The sequence below is a fragment of the Streptomyces sp. Y2F8-2 genome (genome assembly GCF_014905555.1).
In the GTDB taxonomy this organism is placed as follows: domain Bacteria; phylum Actinomycetota; class Actinomycetes; order Streptomycetales; family Streptomycetaceae; genus Streptomyces; species Streptomyces cynarae.
This window is the reverse complement of record NZ_BNGS01000005.1, coordinates 117,435-136,543: the sequence shown is the minus strand read 5'-3', so window position 1 is coordinate 136,543 and position 19,109 is coordinate 117,435. Positions and strand designations below refer to the sequence as shown.

Annotated in this window: 21 protein-coding genes; 9 read left to right on the top strand and 12 right to left on the bottom strand. The window is 71.8% G+C overall.

The features are described 5' to 3' along the window. Positions 1-3 precede the first annotated feature (3 nt). On the top strand, positions 4-573 hold the full coding sequence (locus SY2F82_RS18300) for a DUF1513 domain-containing protein (protein ID WP_200420570.1): 570 nt from the start codon (positions 4-6) through the stop codon (positions 571-573). Positions 574-685: 112 nt separating this feature from the next. Here SY2F82_RS18300 and SY2F82_RS18295 read toward each other — a convergent pair whose 3' ends face one another. After that, a complete protein-coding gene (locus tag SY2F82_RS18295) occupies positions 686-1,765 on the bottom strand; it encodes an NADH:flavin oxidoreductase/NADH oxidase (RefSeq protein ID WP_200420172.1) in 1,080 nt (359 codons plus the stop codon). Between the two features lie 158 nt (positions 1,766-1,923). On the opposite strand from SY2F82_RS18295, the gene SY2F82_RS18290 reads away from it, so the two are divergent. Next, on the top strand, positions 1,924-2,283 hold the full coding sequence (locus tag SY2F82_RS18290) for a helix-turn-helix transcriptional regulator (RefSeq protein ID WP_200420171.1): 360 nt from the start codon (positions 1,924-1,926) through the stop codon (positions 2,281-2,283). Here the strand turns inward: SY2F82_RS18290 and SY2F82_RS18285 are convergent. Beyond that, a complete protein-coding gene (locus SY2F82_RS18285; protein WP_200420170.1) occupies positions 2,203-3,582 on the bottom strand; it encodes a nucleobase:cation symporter-2 family protein in 1,380 nt (459 codons plus the stop codon). The genes SY2F82_RS18290 and SY2F82_RS18285 overlap by 81 nt on opposite strands. Before the next feature lie 37 nt (positions 3,583-3,619). Beyond that, positions 3,620-4,972, bottom strand: coding sequence for an FAD-dependent oxidoreductase (locus SY2F82_RS18280; protein WP_200420169.1), 1,353 nt, complete (start codon positions 4,970-4,972; stop codon positions 3,620-3,622). Between the two features lie 214 nt (positions 4,973-5,186). Here SY2F82_RS18280 and SY2F82_RS18275 point away from each other — a divergent pair, with 214 nt between their 5' ends. Beyond that, entirely contained in the window at positions 5,187-5,651 is a 465-nt protein-coding gene (locus tag SY2F82_RS18275) for a DUF6214 family protein (RefSeq protein WP_200420168.1), read from the top strand. 30 nt (positions 5,652-5,681) lie between these two features. On the opposite strand, the gene SY2F82_RS18270 is transcribed toward SY2F82_RS18275, so the two are convergent. Next, positions 5,682-6,302: a DUF305 domain-containing protein gene (locus SY2F82_RS18270; protein WP_236041602.1), complete on the bottom strand. Its 621-nt coding sequence runs from the start codon at positions 6,300-6,302 to the stop codon at positions 5,682-5,684. Between the two features lie 146 nt (positions 6,303-6,448). Between SY2F82_RS18270 and SY2F82_RS18265 the strand changes: the two genes are divergently transcribed. Beyond that, a complete protein-coding gene (locus tag SY2F82_RS18265) occupies positions 6,449-7,948 on the top strand; it encodes an LVIVD repeat-containing protein (RefSeq protein ID WP_200420166.1) in 1,500 nt (499 codons plus the stop codon). Here SY2F82_RS18265 and SY2F82_RS18260 read toward each other — a convergent pair. Further along, positions 7,936-8,619, bottom strand: coding sequence for a TetR/AcrR family transcriptional regulator (locus SY2F82_RS18260; protein WP_200420165.1), 684 nt, complete (start codon positions 8,617-8,619; stop codon positions 7,936-7,938). The two genes, SY2F82_RS18265 and SY2F82_RS18260, sit on opposite strands and share 13 nt — an antisense overlap. Positions 8,620-8,829: 210 nt before the next feature. Here SY2F82_RS18260 and SY2F82_RS18255 point away from each other — a divergent pair, with 210 nt between their 5' ends. Beyond that, positions 8,830-9,075, top strand: a complete 246-nt coding sequence (locus SY2F82_RS18255) for a DUF2630 family protein (RefSeq protein ID WP_200420164.1) — start codon at positions 8,830-8,832, stop codon at positions 9,073-9,075. 22 nt (positions 9,076-9,097) lie between these two features. Here the strand turns inward: SY2F82_RS18255 and SY2F82_RS18250 are convergent, their stop codons facing one another. The 4 genes from SY2F82_RS18250 to SY2F82_RS18235 form a co-directional block, all read right to left on the bottom strand. Continuing rightward, the gene (locus SY2F82_RS18250) at positions 9,098-9,796 is read right to left on the bottom strand and encodes an HAD family hydrolase (RefSeq protein ID WP_200420163.1); all 699 of its coding nucleotides are present in this window, start codon (positions 9,794-9,796) and stop codon (positions 9,098-9,100) included. 32 nt (positions 9,797-9,828) lie between these two features. Further along, entirely contained in the window at positions 9,829-10,536 is a 708-nt protein-coding gene (locus SY2F82_RS18245; RefSeq protein WP_200420569.1) for a phosphatase PAP2 family protein, read from the bottom strand. 64 nt (positions 10,537-10,600) lie between these two features. Then, entirely contained in the window at positions 10,601-11,536 is a 936-nt protein-coding gene (locus tag SY2F82_RS18240) for a M56 family metallopeptidase (RefSeq protein WP_200420162.1), read from the bottom strand. Between the two features lie 127 nt (positions 11,537-11,663). Then, a complete protein-coding gene (locus SY2F82_RS18235; RefSeq protein ID WP_200420161.1) occupies positions 11,664-12,209 on the bottom strand; it encodes a DUF5134 domain-containing protein in 546 nt (181 codons plus the stop codon). Between the two features lie 179 nt (positions 12,210-12,388). Between SY2F82_RS18235 and SY2F82_RS18230 the strand changes: the two genes are divergently transcribed. Beyond that, a complete protein-coding gene (locus SY2F82_RS18230) occupies positions 12,389-14,020 on the top strand; it encodes an FUSC family protein (protein WP_236041601.1) in 1,632 nt (543 codons plus the stop codon). Continuing rightward, positions 14,017-14,583: a MarR family winged helix-turn-helix transcriptional regulator gene (locus tag SY2F82_RS18225; RefSeq protein ID WP_200420159.1), complete on the top strand. Its 567-nt coding sequence runs from the start codon at positions 14,017-14,019 to the stop codon at positions 14,581-14,583. The genes SY2F82_RS18230 and SY2F82_RS18225 overlap by 4 nt, the downstream gene beginning before the upstream one ends. A gap of 139 nt (positions 14,584-14,722) precedes the next feature. Here SY2F82_RS18225 and SY2F82_RS18220 read toward each other — a convergent pair whose 3' ends face one another. Continuing rightward, positions 14,723-15,487 (bottom strand): VOC family protein, encoded by a 765-nt coding sequence (locus SY2F82_RS18220; RefSeq protein ID WP_200420158.1) that lies wholly within the window; start codon positions 15,485-15,487, stop codon positions 14,723-14,725. Between the two features lie 61 nt (positions 15,488-15,548). Continuing rightward, complete coding sequence (locus tag SY2F82_RS18215; RefSeq protein ID WP_200420157.1) at positions 15,549-15,941, bottom strand: VOC family protein; 393 nt, start codon at positions 15,939-15,941, stop codon at positions 15,549-15,551. Between the two features lie 74 nt (positions 15,942-16,015). On the opposite strand from SY2F82_RS18215, the gene SY2F82_RS18210 reads away from it, so the two are divergent. Next, the gene (locus SY2F82_RS18210) at positions 16,016-16,573 is read left to right on the top strand and encodes a GNAT family N-acetyltransferase (RefSeq protein WP_200420156.1); all 558 of its coding nucleotides are present in this window, start codon (positions 16,016-16,018) and stop codon (positions 16,571-16,573) included. A gap of 15 nt (positions 16,574-16,588) precedes the next feature. Here the strand turns inward: SY2F82_RS18210 and SY2F82_RS18205 are convergent, their stop codons facing one another. Further along, positions 16,589-17,272 carry a glycerophosphodiester phosphodiesterase family protein gene (locus tag SY2F82_RS18205; RefSeq protein ID WP_200420155.1) on the bottom strand — a complete coding sequence of 228 codons (684 nt, stop codon included), beginning with the start codon at positions 17,270-17,272 and terminating at the stop codon, positions 16,589-16,591. Between the two features lie 421 nt (positions 17,273-17,693). Between SY2F82_RS18205 and SY2F82_RS18200 the strand changes: the two genes are divergently transcribed. After that, positions 17,694-19,091 carry a DUF6421 family protein gene (locus SY2F82_RS18200; protein WP_200420154.1) on the top strand — a complete coding sequence of 466 codons (1,398 nt, stop codon included), beginning with the start codon at positions 17,694-17,696 and terminating at the stop codon, positions 19,089-19,091. Positions 19,092-19,109 lie beyond the last annotated feature (18 nt).

Sequence of the window (19,109 nt, the reverse complement as noted above, 5' to 3'; positions counted from 1 at the left end):
TCGATGACGTTCCGCGGTCGCAGGGTGTGGCTGTGGCGGTGGCGGCGCAATCCGCTGCGGCGCCGCAGCGATGCGCTGGAGGCCTGGGTGATGCCGGCGGTCTGGGCCGTGACCGTTGTCGGGGGAGTGCTGACGGGGTGGGCGGCGACGCACTCGGTGGAGCGAGGGCTGGCCGAGGAGCGGGCGCAGTGGCACCCGGTCGTGGCCCTGCTCACCCAGGACGCCCCGCAGAGGGGCGCCGCCGGGGCTCAGCGGGTGTGGGCGAAGGTGCGGTGGACGGGCGAAGACGGCTCGTCGCACGCCGGGCAGGCCCGGGTGGCCGCCGGCAGCCCCACGGGCACGGCCGTCACCGTGTGGACGGACCCCCAGGGCTCCCTGGTGACACAGCCCGCCACCGAGTCCCAGGCGCAGCTCCGCGCGGCCATGGTCGGGCTGCTGGCGGGGGCCGGCGCGGCGGCGGTCCCGTTCGTGGGCGGACGCATCCTGCGTGAACGCCTGGAACGCCGGCGCATGGCGCAGTGGGACGAGGCCTGGGCGCGGTTCGGGCCGCTGTGGGGCCGGATGACGGGCTGACCCGCGACCGGCCGCACGCGGCCCGACCGTCGCCGATGTGCCGACGCCCGGGGTCGCACCGCCGGGCGTGTCCCCGGCGCGCTCGACGTCCGCGCGGGTGGGGAGGACAGGATCAGACGGAAAGGTGGTACTGGTCCGGGATCCGCACCTCGCCGTCCAGTTCGCGGGCCGCGAGGCGGGCGAAGGAGGGGTTGCGCAGCAGTTCGCGGCCCAGCAGCACCGCGTCCGCCTCCCCGTTGACCAGGATCTTCTCGGCCTGCTCGGGTTCCGTGATGAGTCCGACCGCGGCCACCGGCAGGGACGTCTCCGCCTTCACCCGGGCGGCGAAGGGCACCTGGTAGCCGGGGCCCGTCGGGATGCGGACGCCCGCTGCGTTGCCGCCGGTCGAGACGTCGAGGAGGTCCACGCCGTGCGTCTTGAGGTCGGCCGCCAAGCGGACCGTGTCGTCGGCCGTCCAGCCGCCCTCGTCCAGCCAGTCGGTGGCCGAGACGCGGAAGAAGAGCGGCTTGTCCTGCGGCCACACCTGCCGCACCGCGTCGACGACCTCGAGCGCGAAGCGGGTGCGGTTCTCGTACGAGCCGCCGTAGGCGTCCGTGCGGTGGTTGGAGTGCGGGGAGAGGAACTCGTTGATGAGGTAGCCGTGCGCGCCGTGGATCTCCACGACCTCGAAGCCGGCGGCCAGGGCGCGGCGGGCCGCGTCCGCGAACCGCCCCACGATCTCCTGGATACCGGTCACGGTCAGCTCCGTCGGCACGGGGTGGCGTGCGTCGAACGGCATCGGGCTCGGCGCGAGCGGCTGCCAGCCGTACGCATCGGCGCCGACCGGCGCGCCGCCCTTCCAGGGCCGGTCCGTCGACGCCTTGCGGCCGGCGTGCGCGAGCTGGACCGCCGGAGTCGTGCCCTGCTCCTTGAGGAAGCCTGTGATCCGCTGGAACGCCTCGACCTGCGTGTCGCTCCACAGGCCGAGGTCGTACGGGGAGATGCGGCCCTCGGGGGAGACGGCCGTCGCCTCGACGACGATCAGTCCCGTGCCGCCGGTCGCGCGCGCCGCGTAGTGCGCGAAGTGCCAGTCGGTCGGTGCGCCCGTGGCAGGCCCCTCGGGGGCCGCCGAGTACTGGCACATCGGAGGCATCCAGAGGCGGTTCGGGACCGTCACATCGCGCAGGGTGAGGGGTTCGAAGAGCGCGCTCACGGCGGACTCCATTCGGTGCGGTGCCGACAACGACCGTCGTACGATATCCGTCGTAGTACGGCGGATGTCAAACTACGGTGGTCCTCGTACGATGAAGGCGTGAAGGGGAGTCTCCCGGACGCCCCGCCGGACGGACCCCCGGACGAACTGGAGCTGTTGTGACCCCCGCCGCCCCCGCTCTCGGCAGCCGCGACCTTCCGCACCCCGTGCGTGAGGACATCCGTCTGGAGGCCGTGCTGCACGCGCTGTCCGACCCCATGCGGCTGCGGATCGTGCGGGAGCTCGCCGCCGTCGGCGACGAGCTCTCCTGTTCGCACTTCGACCTGCCCGTCACCAAGTCCACCACCACGCACCACTTCCGGGTGCTTCGCGAGAGCGGGGTGATCCGGCAGGTCTACCGGGGCACGGCCAAGATGAACGGCTTGCGCAGGGACGACCTAGACGATCTCTTCCCTGGGCTCCTCGACACCCTCCTCGCCGCCGCCGCGCGGCAGGCCGTCCGCCTCCAGGACGGCTGAACCGGCCTTCGAGGGCAGGTGGTTGAAGAGCAGATTCAATACGATCGCGGTCAGGCAACCGGCGCTGATGCCGCTGTTCATCACCGTCTGGAACCAGTCCGGGAACTTCTCGTAGACCGTCGGCACCCCGACCGGCAGCATGCCGACCGCCACCGAGACCGCCACCACCGTCAGGTTGTGGTTGCCCCGGAAGTCGACGCCGGCCAACGTCCGCAGTCCGCTCGCGGCGACCGTCCCGAACATCACCAGACCCGCCCCGCCGAGCACCGGCGCCGGGACGGCCGCGACCACCGCGCCCAGCTTGGGCAGCAGACCCAGCAGCACGAGCATGCCGCCGGAGGCCGCCACGACCCAGCGGCTGCGCACCCGGGTCATGCCGACCAGGCCGACGTTCTGGGCGTACGCCGTGTACGGGAAGGTGTTGAACACACCGCCGAGGACGGTCGAGAGCCCGTCGGCCCTCAGGCCGTCCGCGAGGGAGCGAGGCTCGGCCCTGCGGCCGGTCATCTCGCCGACCGCGATCAGGTCGCCGGTGGTCTCGGTCATCGTCACCACCGCGACCACCAGCATGGACGCGATCGCCGAGGCGTTGAAGACGGGCGTACCGAAGTGGAACGGCGTGCTGATCCCGACCCAGTCGGCGTGCCCCACCCCGCCGAAGTCCGTGAAGCCGAACGGCACCGCGACCGCCAGCCCCACCACGATGCCGATCAGCACCGCGATCCGGCTCAGGAACGCCGGCGCGAAGCGCTGCACCGCGAGCACCACCAGCAGGACGAAGCCCGCGAGGGCCAGGTTCCTCGGCTCTCCGAAGTCCTTCGAACCCTGGCCGCCGGCGGCCCAGTTGCCGGCCACCGGCAGCAGCGACAGGCCGATGATCAGGATGACCGTACCGGTGACGAGGGGCGGGAAGAAGCGCAGGAGTCTGCCGAAGACGGGCGCCAGCAGCACGATCGCGAGGCCCGCGACGATCACCGAACCGTAGACGGCGGGGAGTCCGCCGCCCGTCGTCCCGATGAGCACCATGGGGGACACGGCGGCGAAGGTGCAGCCCTGCATGATCGGCAGCCGTACGCCGAAGCGCCAGAAGCCGACGCACTGGATGAGGGTCGCGACGCCGCACACCAGCAGGTCGGCGGTGATGAGATAGGCCAGGTCGGCGGCCGGCAGCTTCATGGCGCCGCCGACGATCAGCGGCACCGCCACGGCGCCGGCGTACATGGCGAGGACGTGTTGGAGGGCGTAGGCGGCGAGTTGGCGTATCGGGGGGACTTCGTCAACGGGGTGCACGGTGGACATGGGGGAGAACGTAAGCTCCTTGAACAGTTTGTTGATTTCAGGGGTGTTGCGGGACTGTGTCGTGCGCGGCGGCCATCAGCGACTGCCAGTCCGGGAGTTTCACCACCCCCCGGCCCAGCGACGCACCGAGCGCCGCCTCAGCCCGCTCGATCGCCAGCCATCCCGGCCACTCGACCGGCCGCACCCCGTCCGCCCGCAGGGCCGCGAGCGCGTCGTCCGGGACCTCGCGGGTGGCGAGGCCGGGCGCGTCCTGGAGCAAGGAGGTGACCGTCTCCTTCGCGCAGGGGCGGTTCGAGCCGATGACGCCCGTCGGGCCCCTCTTGATCCACCCCGCCACGTACTCGCCGGGGGAGACCTCCCCCTCGCGCAGCACCCGTCCCGCCCGGTGCGGCACGGTGCCGGTCTTCGCGTCGAACGGCAGGCCCTCCAGCGGCACTCCGCGGTAGCCCACCGAACGCAGCACGATCTGCGCCTCGATGTCCTCGAACCGCCCGCTGCCGGTGACCCCGCCCTGTCCGTCGGGCAGCGTCCGCTCGAAGCGCACGGCGCCCACCCGGCCCCCGTCGGCCAGCACTTCGACCGGGCGTAGGAAGAACCGCAGCCGGATCCGCCGCGCCGCACCGCTCGGTGGTGTCGCGGCCCAGCCGCGCAGCACCTCCACGTTGCGGCGCTGGGTGGCCGGCAGCCCTGACGGATCGACGTACGCCGGGTCGAGCGCCAGCTCCCCCTCGTCCACGACCACGTCGGTGTCCGGCAGAGTGCCCAGCTCGCGCAGTTCCTTGGTGGTGAAGCGGGCCTGGGAGGGGCCGCGCCGCCCCACCATGTGGATCTCCGTGACCTTGTTGGCGGCCAGCGCGGTGAGCGCCGCCTGCGGCATGTCGGTGGGGCTCAGGTCCGCCACCTCGCGGGCCAGCATCCGGGTCACGTCGACCGCGACGTTGCCGACGCCGATCACCACGGCCGCCCGCGCGTCGTGCAGGAAGCCCTGCTCGACGGAGTCCGGGTGTGCGCTGTACCAGGACACGAACTCGGTGGCCGACCAGCTGCCGGGCAGGTCCTCGCCCGGGATGCCGAGATGCCGGTCGGTCGCGGCACCCACGCAGTAGACCACCGCGTGGTACAGCTCGCGCAGCCGGGCGGGCGGCACCCCGCCCCCGCCCACCCGGACGCCGCCGAGAAAGCGGATCCGCTCGTGCTCCAGGACCGTGCGCAGATTGTTCTGCAGGGACTTGATCTTCTCGTGGTCGGGGGCCACGCCGTACCGCACCAGTCCGTACGGGCACGGCAGGCGGTCGAGAACGTCGACGCGCACCCGTGGATCCTGCTGGACCAGGCCCTGGGCGGTGTAGACCCCGCTCGGACCCGAGCCGACGACGGCGACATGCAGCACGGCGGAACTCCCTCGCGGAGGAGATCGCTGGTGGCTCCAGCATTGCACCGCGCACGGCGGGAGGGGAGGGGGCGTGCCGCTGGGCCGACGGGGTGCGGTGCGCGCTCCTTCTGTGCGTGGCTCTCCGCATGGTATGTGATCGTCCGCTTACGTTCCGTGTGTGCTGGAAGTGTCCTTTCAGGATTTCTCCGATCGATCCCGGTCGGATGTGCCGGTGGCCGTGTGGCCCGCCTGGGAAGTGCGGGAGCGCGGGAGTGTCACGTCGTGGTACGCGGTCCGGCTCGATCTGCCCGACGGGGGCCGGGTCGACGTCCTCGCCGTGGTCGCGGGCGGCGGCGTGTCGATCGAGGAGGTGCGGGCCCAGCCGCCCCTCTCACTCGGCGATCTGGCGGCTCTCGTGGACTGGATCGAGGATCCGTTGCTCGAGGCGTGCGGTGCGGACTCCGGCTCGCCGTACGAGCCCCTTGGGGTGCCGGCGGACGGGCACCGTCCCGCCTGGCCGCGCGGTGCCGAGGGGTGGCGTCTGGTCGCCGAGGAGTACCGCGCGGCACAGACCGAGGGCGTCGACCCGGTGTACGCGGTCATGTGTGCGACGGGGCGAAGCCGGCGCCGCTCGCTGAAACTGATCGCCGGAGCGCGCGATGCCGGATTCCTGACGCCGGGTCATGCCCGGCGCTGACCGGGTGGGGACCACGCGCGAGCGAACACCTCACAGCATCTCGCGCATCCGGCTGATCTCGCTCGTCTGCTGTGCGATCACATCGTCGGCCATCTCCTCGATCTGGATGTTGTTGCCCTCGGCCTTCGCGTCCGTCGCCATGGTGATGGCCCCGCCGTGATGAGTGATCATCAGCTTGAGGAACAGCTCGTCGAACGCCTTGCCCGCCGCCGCGCGCAACTGCTTCAGCTGGGCCTCGGTCGCCATCCCCGGCATCACGTCGTGCTGGTGGGCGCTGCCGTGGTCGTCCTTCGTGTGCGCCGTCAACCAGGCTTCCATCGCGGCGATTTCAGGCTTCTGTGCGGCCGTGATCCGTTCCGCGAGTCGTTTCACCCGGTCCGATCCCGCCCGCTGCGGTGCCAGTTGTGCCATCTCCAGCGCCTGCCGGTGATGTTCGATCATCATCCACGCGTAGGAGAAGTCCGCCGCGTTCGGAGTGTCGTCCTCCGCGCGCCGCTTGCCGGCCTCCTCCGCGGAAAGCGTCTGCGCCACCTCGCCGGGCTTTCCCGGGGCGATCACCGAAGGGCCGCCCCCGGCGGCCGAGTTGCCGCCCGACCCGGAGTCGCACCCGGTGAGCAGGACGATCGCCAGCGGCAACGCCACCAGCGACATGACGGACGCACGGCGGCGGAGAGCACGCGCGTGGCCAAAGGCGTTCGTTACGAGTGCATTGCCATCTGTTGATCTGCCCATGAGAAAGACGATACTTCGGAGGTCCGTGAACCGTTCAAGCCCGAACGGCTACCAGGGAGGACACAGTGACCCTGTCCCACGACCACCGAACGCGGCGCAGACGCCTGGGAGTCGGCGCCGTCGCGGCCGGACTCCTGGCCGCACTGCTCACGGCCCAACCCGCGGCCGCCACCCCGGACCCCGGAGACGTCCCCGCCTCCCGCGAGGTGTCCAAGAGCACCGAGACCCAGGCGAGGAAGGCGATCGCGGACGGCGAGATACCCGGCCGGGACGAGATCGTCCACTCCGCCAACGTCCGGCATCTGGCCAACATCCCCAAGGACGCGCTCCCCGGCTTCAACTCGGACCTGGCGTTCCAGGGCAGATACGCCTTCGCCGGCAACTACGACGGCTTCCGCATCTTCGACATCGCCGACCCCAAGGCCCCGAAGACGGTCGCCCAGGTCCTGTGCCCCGGCTCGCAGAACGACGTCTCCGTCTCCGGCAATCTGCTCTTCCTGTCCACCGACTCCTCGCGCAGCGACAGCAGTTGCAACAGCACCACGCAGCCCGCGACCGAGAAGTCGTCCTGGGAGGGCATGAAGGTCTTCGACATCACCGACAAGAAGAACCCCAGGTATGTCGCCGCCGTCGAGACCGCCTGCGGCTCGCACACGCACTCGCTGGTGCCGAAGCGCGACAACGTCTACATCTACGTCTCCTCGTACTCGCCCAGCAGCACGTTCCCCGACTGCCAGCCGCCGCACGACGGCATCTCGGTCATCAAGGTGCCGCGCAAGGCGCCCGAGAAGGCCGCGGTGGTGAGCTTCCCGGTGCTCTTCCCCGGTGAAGGACCGGACGGCGGCGGCAACCCCGGCGCACCCACCAACCCGGGCGTCTCCAAGACCACCGGCTGCCACGACATCACCGTGCTGCCCTCCAAGGACCTCGCGGCGGGCGCCTGCATGGGCGACGGCATCCTGATGTCCGTCAAGGACCCGGAGCATCCGAAGGTCATCGACCGGGTCCAGGACAACGTGAACTTCGCGTTCTGGCACTCGGCCACCTTCAACCAGAAGGCGGACAAGGTCGTCTTCACCGACGAGCTGGGCGGAGGCGGCGGAGCCACCTGCAACGCGCAGACCGGCCCGAACCGCGGCGCCGACGGCATCTACGACATCGTCGGCAAGGGCGAGAGCCGCAAGCTCGTCTTCCGCGGCTACTACAAGATCCCGCGCCACCAGGCGGACACCGAGAACTGCGTCGCCCACAACGGGTCGCTGATCCCGGTCAAGGGCCGCGACCTCATGGTCCAGGCCTGGTACCAGGGCGGTGTCTCCGTCTGGGACTTCACCGACTCCGCGCACCCCGAGGAGATCGCCTACTTCGAGCGCGGACCGCTCACCACGGACACCCTCACCGTCGGCGGCTCCTGGTCGGCGTACTACTACAACGGGTACATCTACTCGAACGACATCGCCAAGGGGTTCGACGTCCTGAAGCTGACCGACCGCCGCACGGACCCCGCGCAGCGGGTCCGGCTCGGTGAGCTGAACGTCCAGACGCAGCCGGACTACTTCGGCTGACGGCTGCTCTGAGGCGGGCGGTCCTCCGTCGCGAAGAACCGCGACAGATCTGCGTCGTAGGCCTCGTCGGCCCCCTCGGGGGTCGGCGGGGCACCCATCTCCCAGGCGAGGCCGTACCGCTTGAACAACTCGGCCCGCAGGACGGCAAGCGGCATGGGAACGCCCGGCACCAGCGCCGCGTAGACCGCGCCCATCAGCAGGGCCCGAAGCATCGGGTAGTCGGTCTCGGGGGCCGCCGAGCCGTGCCGTGCGACCGTGTCCCGCAGCAGCTCCGCCAGCCGCTGCTGCTCGGGACACTGCACGAACCCCTCGGCCTGGAGGATCCCCGCCATGTGCTGCCGCATCAGCACGGGGTGGTGCACGGTCAGGCCCAGGATCGCGTCGATGGCCCGCGCCATCCGCTCCCGGCCGTCCTCCGTGCGCGGCTCGCGCTCCAGCGCCTCCTCCAGGGTGCGGTGCATCAGCCGGTGCACGGCCGACTGGAGGAGCTGCCGCTTGCCGGGGAAGTAGTACGACACCAGGCCCCGCGCGGAGCCGGCGCGGTCCGCGATGTCGCCGAGGGTGGTCGCGTCGTAGCCGCGCTCGCTGACCAGTTCGACGGCTGCGTGCAGAAGCCGCTCGCGGGAACGCCGCCGCAATTCTTCATTGACCGAGGCGCTGCGCGGCGACATCCTGGACTCCTGCGTTGACTGGCTGCCAGCCAACTATACTCAGTGGGTCCCGGGACCGCGCCTCGCAGGTCGGCCCCGGACGGCGCCTGCCCCGGGCCACACGGGGGATGGTCCAGGGCAGGCGCGCACTTCTCCTCTCCCGCCACCGGTGTCGCACAGCCGGTGAACGCTCCCTAGAGTGGTCAGCAGTCACCGAGGAGGCGTACAGACATGGATCAGGACCAGATCCTGGGCAGGATTTCGGCCATGGTGGAGGAGGAGCGCGCTCTGCGGGAGGCGGTGTCGTCCGGCCGCATCGACAGTACGACGGAACAGGAGCGCCTCGGCGAGCTGGAACGCGCCCTGGACCAGTGCTGGGACCTGCTGCGCCAGCGCCGCGCGAAGGCCGAGTTCGGAGAGAACCCGGACGAGGCACAGGTCCGCCCGGCGTCACAGGTCGAGGGCTACGAGAGCTGACGGCGGAAGGCGCGCGCCCCGCTCAGTCGATCAGGCCCAGCACCGGGCGGAGCCCCTCCGGGCGCTCGGCCACGGTGCGGTGGTCCACGAAGTACACCGCGCAGCCCAGGTCCGCCGCGCCGCCGTCGGCGCGGCGGTCGTCGCCGACCATCAGCGTGTCCTGCGGGGCGACGCCGAGCGCGTCGCAGGCGAGCCCGAACAGCCGGGTGTCCGGCTTCTGGATGCCGTGTTCGTACGACAGCACGTACGCGTCCACATACCCGTCGACGCCGTGCTCGCGGAAGACCGGCCGCAGGTCCCAGCCGATGTTGCTGACCACGCCGACGGCCACCCCGCGCTCGCGCAGCGCGGCCAGCACCTCGACCGTGTCGGGGTAGGGCCGCCAGGCGGCGGGCGTCATATGACGGTCGTACAGCGCGTCGTGCAGCCGCGCGTCCGGCAGTCCCACCCTGCGGGAGAGCCCGGTGTACGCGGCCCGGTGCGCCTCGGCGCTGCGGTCCCGCACCGCCCACAGGGCGGCCAGGTCGTCCGGCAGCGGCCCCGTGGGGGAGGCTCCGCCCGCCAGCGCGCCCGCGGCCTCCAGTTGCCCCGCCAGCCGCAGCAACTCCCTTTCGGGCAGCGTCACGTCGGCCTCCGCGAGCACCGCGCGCAGCCACGACTCGGTCGACTCGATGCGGAAGAGGGTCCCGGAGAAGTCGAAGAGCACGCCTTTGATCGCCATGGGGCCGATCCTTCGTGACACTCCGCTCACGGTCAAGGACGCCGTTCGCGCCGGACCGGCGCTTCCTCCCCTTGGCACCACCGTTCGTACGACGCCACCGCGAGCGCGACCAGCAGGGCCCCCAGCAGCCAGCCGCCCAGCACGTCCGACGGCCAGTGCACGCCCAGCCAGACACGCGTCAGCCCGACGCCCACGACCGAGACCACGGCCACCGTGAGCGCCGTACGCCACAACAGGCGCCCGGCGCCGTGGCGGTGCAGGAGCCACAGCAGCAGTCCGCACACCACGGTCGCCGTCATGGCGTGACCGGAGGGGAAGGCCGCGTAGTGCGCGGAGTCGACGGGATTCGGCCACACCGGGCGGGGGCGGCCGACAGCCGCCTTGAGGCCGTTCTGCGCCAGCGTCGCGAGCGCGCACGTGGCCGCCACCCACAGCGCGAGCCACCATGTTCTGCGCCGCCACAGTAGCCAGACCACGGCGGCCGCGCACAGGGCGCGCATGGTCTGGGGGTCCCACACCCAGTCCGTGAGGATGCGGGACGCGTGCGTGATTCCGCGGTGTTCGACCGCCCAGCGGTGCGTCGTGGTCGCGATGTCGCCGTCGAGTGTCATGAGCGGCCGCCAGGAGACGGCGACCAGCACCAGGAGCAGCACTGACGAGGCGACGAGGGCGACGGCGACGAGCGCCGCGGTCCGCGGGGCCGGAGGGCGGGGCGGTGAGTCGACGGGCACGGGGTGCATACCGTGATCCTCGCCGACACGTGCGGCCATGGGTCAAGTCCGGGCCGCCGGGAGCCTGCCGTGACTACCCGAGTGCGCGCAGCCCCGGCACGAACGCCACCAGCACCGGAATCACCGGGACCAGCGCCGCGGTCGCCGTCAGCCGCAGCCGCCGCGCCGCCGGAAGCCGGTCCGGGGGAGTGAGGAGGCGGTGCACACGCTGCGGAACGTGGGCCTGCGGGGTGGGGCAGGGCCCGAACACGCCACGGTCCTCATTGAGTTCCACCAGCGCGAGCGCGGTGGTGAGGCGGCCGTGGCGGCGCGAGGCCATGTCGTCGGCGGCGAGTTCGACCAGCCGGTGCATCTCGTCGCGGAACGCGGCGAAGACGGGCACCTGGGGGAACCCGTTGGCCAGCGCGGCCGAGGAGTGCAGCAGCCAGTGGTGCCGGGCCCGCGCGTGGCCCTGCTCATGGGCGAGCACCGCATCCAGCTGCCTGCCCTTGAGCCGGCGCAACGCGGCCGTGGTGACGACCAGTCGGGGTGCCGGTCCGGGTAGCCACCAGGCGTCCGGGCGCTCCCCCTCCAGCACCACCAGTCGGTCGCCGCGCGGTTCCTCGCCGGGCAACAGCGGGGCCCGCACCAGCAGTTCGGTGCGGCTGTGCCGACGGCGCGCCCGTGCCCGGGAGACCTCCCGGACCAGCATCGCCGCGCTCCACACGCCGCCGCACGCCAGCGCCACCGCGGTCGTCGCGGCCCAGGGGCTCCCCGTGCTCAGCGCGTACGCGGCCACGACCGAGTGCGGGGCGGGGGCGAACACATGGCCCCGGACGGCCTCCCACGCGGCGGCCGCGCTCAGCGTCATCGACAGCACACAGCACACCAGGACCGCCGCCACCACGCACTGCCACACCCACAGGGCGACCACCGGTTCGCGGTCCGGCCAGTCCGCCCGGGCGAGCAGCCGTGGAGCGAGGACGGCGGTCAGCGCGCCGAGCAGCAGCAGTGCCGCGGGGACCATCATGGGCCGAAGCCTATGAGCCGGTCGGGGGCACGGCCTACGTACTGTCGCGGCAAAGTGACGCACACCACGGTTGTGCGGCGTCCTGTCCCACCGCCGACCTGATGCCCGGCCCCGCCCGGAGCCCGGGTCACAGCGTGAGGAGCATCGCCAGCATCGCGATCGCCATGGACAGGCGGCAGGCACGCGCGAGTTCGGGCCGGTCGCCCCAGCCCGTGCCCGGCGCGCCCCCGGCCGCGGCCACCGCCACCGCGGGCACCAGCCGTACTCCGGACCACAACACATAGACCGTGAAGTACAGCAGCAGTGTCCCGGTCAGCAGCGATACGCCGCCGTGCGTGTGGTGTCCGTGCGAGGCGGCCATCGCCGCCGCCATGTAGACCATGGCGCACGCGCCTATCAGATGGTGCAGATGGTGGGCGCCGCGCCGGGCCTCCCACAGGGCCCGCACGGCCGCCCCGGCGAAGACCACGGCGTAGGTGATCCACACGGTGCGCGGCGGCACGGCGACCGCAGCGGGCACGGCCATCACCGCCATGCCGAACCCCATCAGCGCCTCGCCGCCCGCGGCCCGGCGCTGTTCTTCGACGGTGCTGCGCATCCGCAGCAGACAGTAGGCCCCGGTCGCCGCGCACAGCGCCACGAGCAGCCACCCGGGCGAAGCCGGTCCGTGCACCGCGCACCTCCCCGCTGGACGGTCTCGGACGGTCACCGGGGGCATGCCCGTGACGCAGGGTGCGCACCCAAGCGCACAGGGGTACAAGGGGAGCGCGGGGATCGCCCGGCAGGCCGGGGCGGTCGCGGTGGTCGCCCCTACAATCGTTTACGAGTAAAACACCTGTTAAGCTTATGTCCATGAGCAGTGTCACCCCCCGAACCTCCCGAGTGCCCCCTTTGCCCCTCTCCGGTCATCTGCGCCTCGGCAGGCCCTCGGAGATCTGGTTCAAGCCCGCACTGAGCGTGGTCGCCGCCGTCGCACCGCCGAACCTGACACTGCTCGCCCTCGGCCGCCTCGACCTGGCCGTCTACACGATGGCGGGCTCGCTGTGCGCCCTCTACGCGCACAACCGTCCGTACGCGGCCCGCGCCCTGACTCTCGTCCGGGTCGTCCTCGGCATGCTCGGCGGACTCGCCGTCGCCCTGGTCGCCGCGTCCCTCACCACGAACGCCGTGGTCCTGGTGACCGTGGGCGCTCTGCTGGCGGCGGTGCAGAAGGCGCTCTGCGACGCGACCCGCATCGGGCCGCCCGGCAACGTGATCTTCACCTTCGTCAGCTCGGCGTCCCTGTTCGCTCCGCAGACCCTGGGGCAGCTCCCCGCCCACCTCACTCTCGCCGCCGCGGCGGGCGCCTGGTCCTGGATCGTCGGCTTGGCCCCCGGCCTCCTGCGGCCGCACGGCCCCGAGCGCCGCGCCACCGCCCACGCCCTGAGCGCCGCCGCCGAGTTCGCCGAGACCGGGGCGGCCGCCGCCCGGGCCGGTGCCGCGGCCGCCGTGCACACCGCCTGGCAGTCGCTGCTGTCCACCGGCTCTGCATCTCGGCGCGCCCTGGCACGGCTCGTCGTGCGGGCTGAGGTCGCGCTCGCGGCGCCCGACGACACCGACCCCGAGCTGCTGCGCGCCTGGGCGCGGGACCTGCGCGGCAGCAGGCGCGTCCCGCTCCCGGACGACCTCGGCGGAACCGCCGACGAACTCCTCGGCGCGGAGGCCGAACTCGCGAGCCCGCGGCGCCCCCTGCACCGCAGGCTCGGCCCGCTCGCCCCCATCGCCCTGCGCACCGCCCTCGGCTGCGCCCTCGCCGGATACGTCTCCCTCGCGCTCGGCGTCGGCCGCCCGTACTGGGCGCTGGTCACCGCCGCCTCGCTGTACCAGGCCAATGTCACCCTCACCTGGCGCCGAGGCGTCCAGCGCGTCGTCGGCAACCTCCTCGGCGTCCTGCTCTTCGCGGCCATCGCCCCGCTCGCGCACCTCAACCAGCTGGCCCTGGTGCTGTGCGGCCTCGTCCTCAACTTCGGCGCCGAGGCGCTCATCAGCCGCAACTACTGGCTCGGCAGCGTCTGCGTGACCCCGATGGCCCTGCTCATCACCGAATTCGCCCGCCGCCAGGAGCCCGCCGCGCTGATGGCCGATCGGGTCCTGGACACCCTCATCGGAGCGCTGGTCGGCCTCGTCGCCGCGATCGTCGTCACCAACCGGCGCGCCGGCGACCGCCTCGACCACGCCCTCGCCACCGTGGACCGCGCCCGCGAGCGCGCGGCCCGGCTCCTGGCCGCGGAGCACGCCGAGCCGGAAGCCCTGGAAAGCGCACGCCGCGCTCTCGCCGCAACCCTCGTGGAGCTGCGCGCCACCGCCGACGCCGCGGCCGGCGAGTGGTGGCAGCGCGCTCTGCCCGAGGAGCGGGTGCTGCGCGCCGAGCAGGCCGGACACCGTGCGCTCGCCGCGACGGTACGACGGCAGGGACGGCACACCTCGGAAGGCGCACGGACATGACGGCTGTGAACGGACGGACGGCGCGGGCGCAGGGCGGTGCGGCCGGACCTGAGCCCGTCGCGGGCGACATCGTCGCCGCCGTGGTGCTCCAGTGGCAGGCCGTCCGCCCCGACGTCGACACCGGACCCATGGAGATCATCGGCCGGGTCAACCGTTGCGCCGCCCTGCTCCAGCAGGCCGAGGACGCCCCGCTGCGCCGCGCCGGGCTCACCCGACCGGAGTTCGACGTCCTCGGCACGCTGCGCCGCACGGGTCACGAGCTGACGCCCGGAGAGCTGGCCCGGGAGACCTTCTCCTCTGGTGCCGCGGTCACCAAACGGATCAAGCAGCTCGCCGAGCGCGGCCTGGTCGAGCGGCGCGGGGACGCCCGTGACCGCCGCGTGGCGCATGTGCATCTGACGGAGGCGGGCCGCGACCTGGTCGACGCCGTCCTGCCCGAGCAACTGTCGTACGAAACCGCCGTCCTGTCCGGGCTCGGCACCGACGACCGGCGTCAACTCGCGGAGCTGCTGGGCGAGTTGCTGGTCCAGCTGGAAGGCCGGCTCGGCGCACCGCGCGGCTGACGGGGCCCTCGACGGCGACACCCGAAACTCCCGCGGCCGGCGCTCGGAGTACGCCCCGCTCATCGACCGGGTGACGCTCACGCCGCCGACCGCGGCCCCTTGGCCCGGGGGTGTGCGAGGAGCGCCAGAGGCACTCGGACTAACCCTCCTGACCTGCGACGTAGATGCCGAAGACCGCGCCCTGCGGGTCTTTCAGGACGGCGATGCGCGGGCCGTCCGGGACCGAGGTCGGTTCCATGAGGACGCCTGCGCCCGCCTGTGTCGCGAGCTGCACCGTGGCGTCCACGTCCTCCACGGCGAAGTACGGCAGCCAGTGCGACGGCACCTCGGGCGGGAACCGGTCGCCCATCGTCACCATGCCGCCGAAGTCCGCGCCGTCGAGGCCCCACTGCGTGTACTGCTCGGAAGGGTGCACGCTCCAGCCGAAGACGGTCGTGTAGAAGTCGGTGACCCGCTCGGGGACACGGGTCAGCAGCTCCACCCAGCCGAGCGAGCCCGGCGCGTTGAGCAGCTCCGCCCCGGGGAAGGCCCGCGGCTGCCACATCTGGAAGACGGCGCCGCCCGGATCGCCGGCGACCGTGAAACGGCCCGCGTCGAAGACGTCCATCGGCCCGAGGAGCACCGTGCCGCCGGCCGCGCTCACGGCTTCGGCCGCCGCGTCCGCGTCGGCCACCGAGAACGTCACGTTCCAGGCGACCGGCTGCGATTCCTGGAAGAGCGGGGCGAGGGCCGCGACCGCCGCGTCGCCCAGATGCGCGATCGTGTAGCCGCCCGCCTCCGGCCGCGGGTCGGTCTCCGGCCGCCAGCCGAACAGCTCGGTGTAGAACCGCTTGGCGGCCTCCAGATCGCTGGTGCCCAGCTCCGTCCAGCAGGGCCCGCCGGTCACCGGCGCATCGAGCTTCATGAGACACCTCCGGTCACGGCGGTCCCCCTGACCACGCTAAGGCCACCACTGGCGGGCGGCATCAGGTCCCGGATCGGCACCGCAGGGGATGGTCGGCCGGGACCTCGACGAGCACGATCTCGGTGCCGTCCGGGTCCTCGATCCACATCTCGATCAGCCCCCACGGCTCCTTCACCGGCGGCCGCACGATCGCGACCCCGGCGTCGGCCAGCTCCGTGTGCGCCAAGGCCACGTCCGGCACCTGCAGCCAGAGCTTCAGGGCCGGTGAGGGCGGGGTCTCGCTGCGGCCCGCCACCTCGAGGAAGCCGCCGCCGAGGAAGTACACGACCCCGCGATCGGGCCCCGTACCGAACTCCCTGTAGACCGGGAGCCCGAGTTTCCCGCCGTAGAAGGCCCGGGACCGCTCCGGATCGGCCGGGCGCAGAAGGGTGCGGCTGCTCAGTACGTGGACCATGCATGGGGAGCCTAGCGGGCGGGTTACCCTCATCGATGCCCGCGCCGCGCCACGGAACACGGAGAAGCATCCCAATGGACAGCCCCGCCACCGCTGACACCGTCACGACCGGTCTGACCTTCCGCGACGCCACGGAGGCCGACGTCGACGCGCTGGTCGCGCTGGTGGAGTCGGCGTACCGCGGAGACTCCAGCCGGGTGGGCTGGACCACCGAGGCGGACATCCTCGAGGGCCGGCGGACCGACCCGGAGGGCGTGCTCGAGGTGATCAAGTCGCCCGACAGCCGGCTGCTGACCGTGGAGCGCGACGGGGCGATCATCGCCTGCTGCCAGCTCGAGCACCGTGGTGACCACGCCTACTTCGGCATGTTCGCGGTCAGCCCCACGCTTCAGGGCGGCGGCCTCGGCAAGGTGGTCATCGCCGAGGCGGAGCGCGCGGCCCGCGAGACCTGGGGCGCCAAGGAGATGCAGATGACCGTCATCTCCGTCCGGGACGACCTCATCGCCTGGTACGAGCGGCGCGGCTACCGCCGTACGGGACAGATGAGCCCCTTCCCGTACGGCGACGAGCGCTTCGGCATCCCCCAGCGTGACGACCTTCAGTTCGAGCTGCTGGTCAAGCCGCTGGTGTGACCGTGTGCGTGAAGGTCACGCCGTGAAGCGGCCGGTGCGCCTGATCTCCGGGTAGTCGGTGGTCGCGCCGTCCAGCTCGAGCGCGCGGACGAGCCGCAGGTGCTCCGGGGTGTTGACGATCCAGCCGATGATCCGCAGGCCCGCCGCGCGCGCGTGCTCGACGACCTCCAGGGTCAGCCGGCGGATGTCGAGGCACACGGTCGCTGCGCCGACCTGCACGGCCCGCTCCACGACGTCGGTGCCGTAACGGTCCGCGATCAGCGCGGTGCGGACGCCCGGCACGAGCCGGGCGACCTCCCTGACCGCTTCGTCGTGGAACGAGGACACCTCCACCCGGCCGACCAGGTCCCGGCGGTGCATCACCTCGGCCAGTGCCTGTGCCGCCGCCACGTCCTTGATCTCCGCCTGGATCGGTGTGCTCACCGCGTCCAGGACCTCCTCGAAGACGGGGACGCGCTCACCACGGCCCGCGTCGAGCGCGCGCAGCTCGGCGAGGGTCTTCTCCACGATCGGCCCCGTACCGTCGGTCGTACGGTCCACCTGGTCATCGTGCATGACCACGAGAGCACCGTCCTTGCTCAGGTGCAGATCGAGCTCGATCAGATCGAGGCCCGCGCGTTCGGCGGCGACGAAGGACCGGAGGGTGTTCTCGGGTTCGACACCCATCACTCCGCGGTGACCGATGGTGAGGAAGTTCAAGGTTCGGCTCGCTTCCGTCGACGGCGGCTCGGGCAGCCGCGCGGCGCTCCCGGACCGGCGCGGCTCGGCCGCAGCCTAGTGGCCCGGCCGCGCCCCGAACCCGGCCGTGCCGGGGCCCGGAGGGCGTGGAGCGGCGCGAAACCGGACTGAGCGGCCGGTCCGGTGTCACCCCGGGGTGGGCGCGTCTCGCCTGTGTTGACCGTCCCGTGCCCCACGCCCGATGGCCGGAAGTCGCCTCTCGGGTCCGCGGGCGGGAGCCGAACAAGCGTTCAGCTGAAGTCGTCGCCTGTCTCGTCCCGTACAGGAAAATGAGCGGTGGATGCATGGTCTGACAGGATAATTTTTCGACTGCCCTCTTGCTGGGAGAAACCCGGTATGCATACGGTGTGCTTACGCGAGGTTCTCCCGTGAAGGATGGGTCATGACGGAAATTCTTGTGCAGGTGGGTTCGGAGGAGCGGGTTCCTCCGCAGGACAGGGTGGTGGACCACCCGGCTTGGCCCGTGCTCAAGGATGCCGTGGAGCAGATCCGGCCATGGCAGGCCAAGGACGGTTCGATCGACTTCGACGCCGAGGGTGCACCGGAGCGTGCGGAGGCGGAGGCCGCCGTGCGCCGTGCGGTACAGGCCGTGGAGGAGCTCTCCCGGCTGCTGCCGCACGACGCCGCCTACCACGAGGCGCTCGTGAAGGACCTGCGCCGGTGGGCCGACGAGGGCTTCCAGGTGCCCGACTTCCTGGACTCGCTACTGGCCTTCCAGCCTGCCGCCAGGCGCGAGGACGGCCTCCAGCACCTGGTCGTCTTCCCGATGTACACGCAGAACGGCAACCCGAACCGCAACCTCGAAGCGGTCGTGCTGCGCATGGTCTGGCCCGACTGGCTGGCCGAGCTGGAGCGCACCCGCTACGACAACCCGCTGTTCTGCGGCATCAAGTTCGAGGACTTCACGGCGGGCTACGACACCAACTCCGCCGTGCTGTTCCCGGAGACCATCGCCGTGCGCGAGGCGCCGGAACGGTTCTCCTGGGGCGGCATCTTCTGCGACCGCGAGGCCGCCCGCTTCCGCCGTGTGACCGCGGCCGCCGTCGACATCCTGGGCCTCGAGCTGCCCGAAGACATCGCCGCGATGGTCCACGACCAGAAGCGCTGTGAAGAGGCCTTCGTGCTCTGGGACATGGTCCACGACCGCACTCACAGCCACGGCGACCTGCCGTTCGACCCGTTCATGATCAAGCAGCGCCAGCCGTTCTGGATGTACGGCCTCGAGGAGCTGCGCTGTGACCTCACCGCCTTCAAGGAGGCCGTGAAGCTCCAGGCCGACGGTGTGCCCCAGGCCCGTGACGTGCAGTACGCGGTGCTGTTCGACCGTATGTTCCGCTTCCCGGTCACCGGCGAGCGCGTGCGCAACTACGACGGCCTCGGCGGGCAGCTGCTCTTCGCCTACCTGCACAAGCACGACGTCGTCCGCTGGACCGACAACAGGCTGTCGATCGACTGGGAGCGCGCCCCGCAGGTCACCAACCAGCTGTGCGCAGAGATCGAGAAGCTGTACAAGGACGGCATCGACCGCCCCAAGCTCGTGCACTGGTTCGCCGGATACGAGCTGGTCTCCTCCTACCTCGCCCCGCACCCGGGCTCCAAGTGGGCCAAGGGCCCCGATGCCCTCGATCTGACGCAGCCGCCGCGTAAGCTCGTGGACGACGTGCTTCCGGACGAGTTTCCGCTGAGCATGTTCTATGAGGCGTTGCAGAAGAAGCTCAAGAACGTGATCGCCTCGACCAAGGGCATCACGGCTCAGGCGGCCGAGCGGGTCGCCGCGTGAGCGCCCCTGGAACCGGTA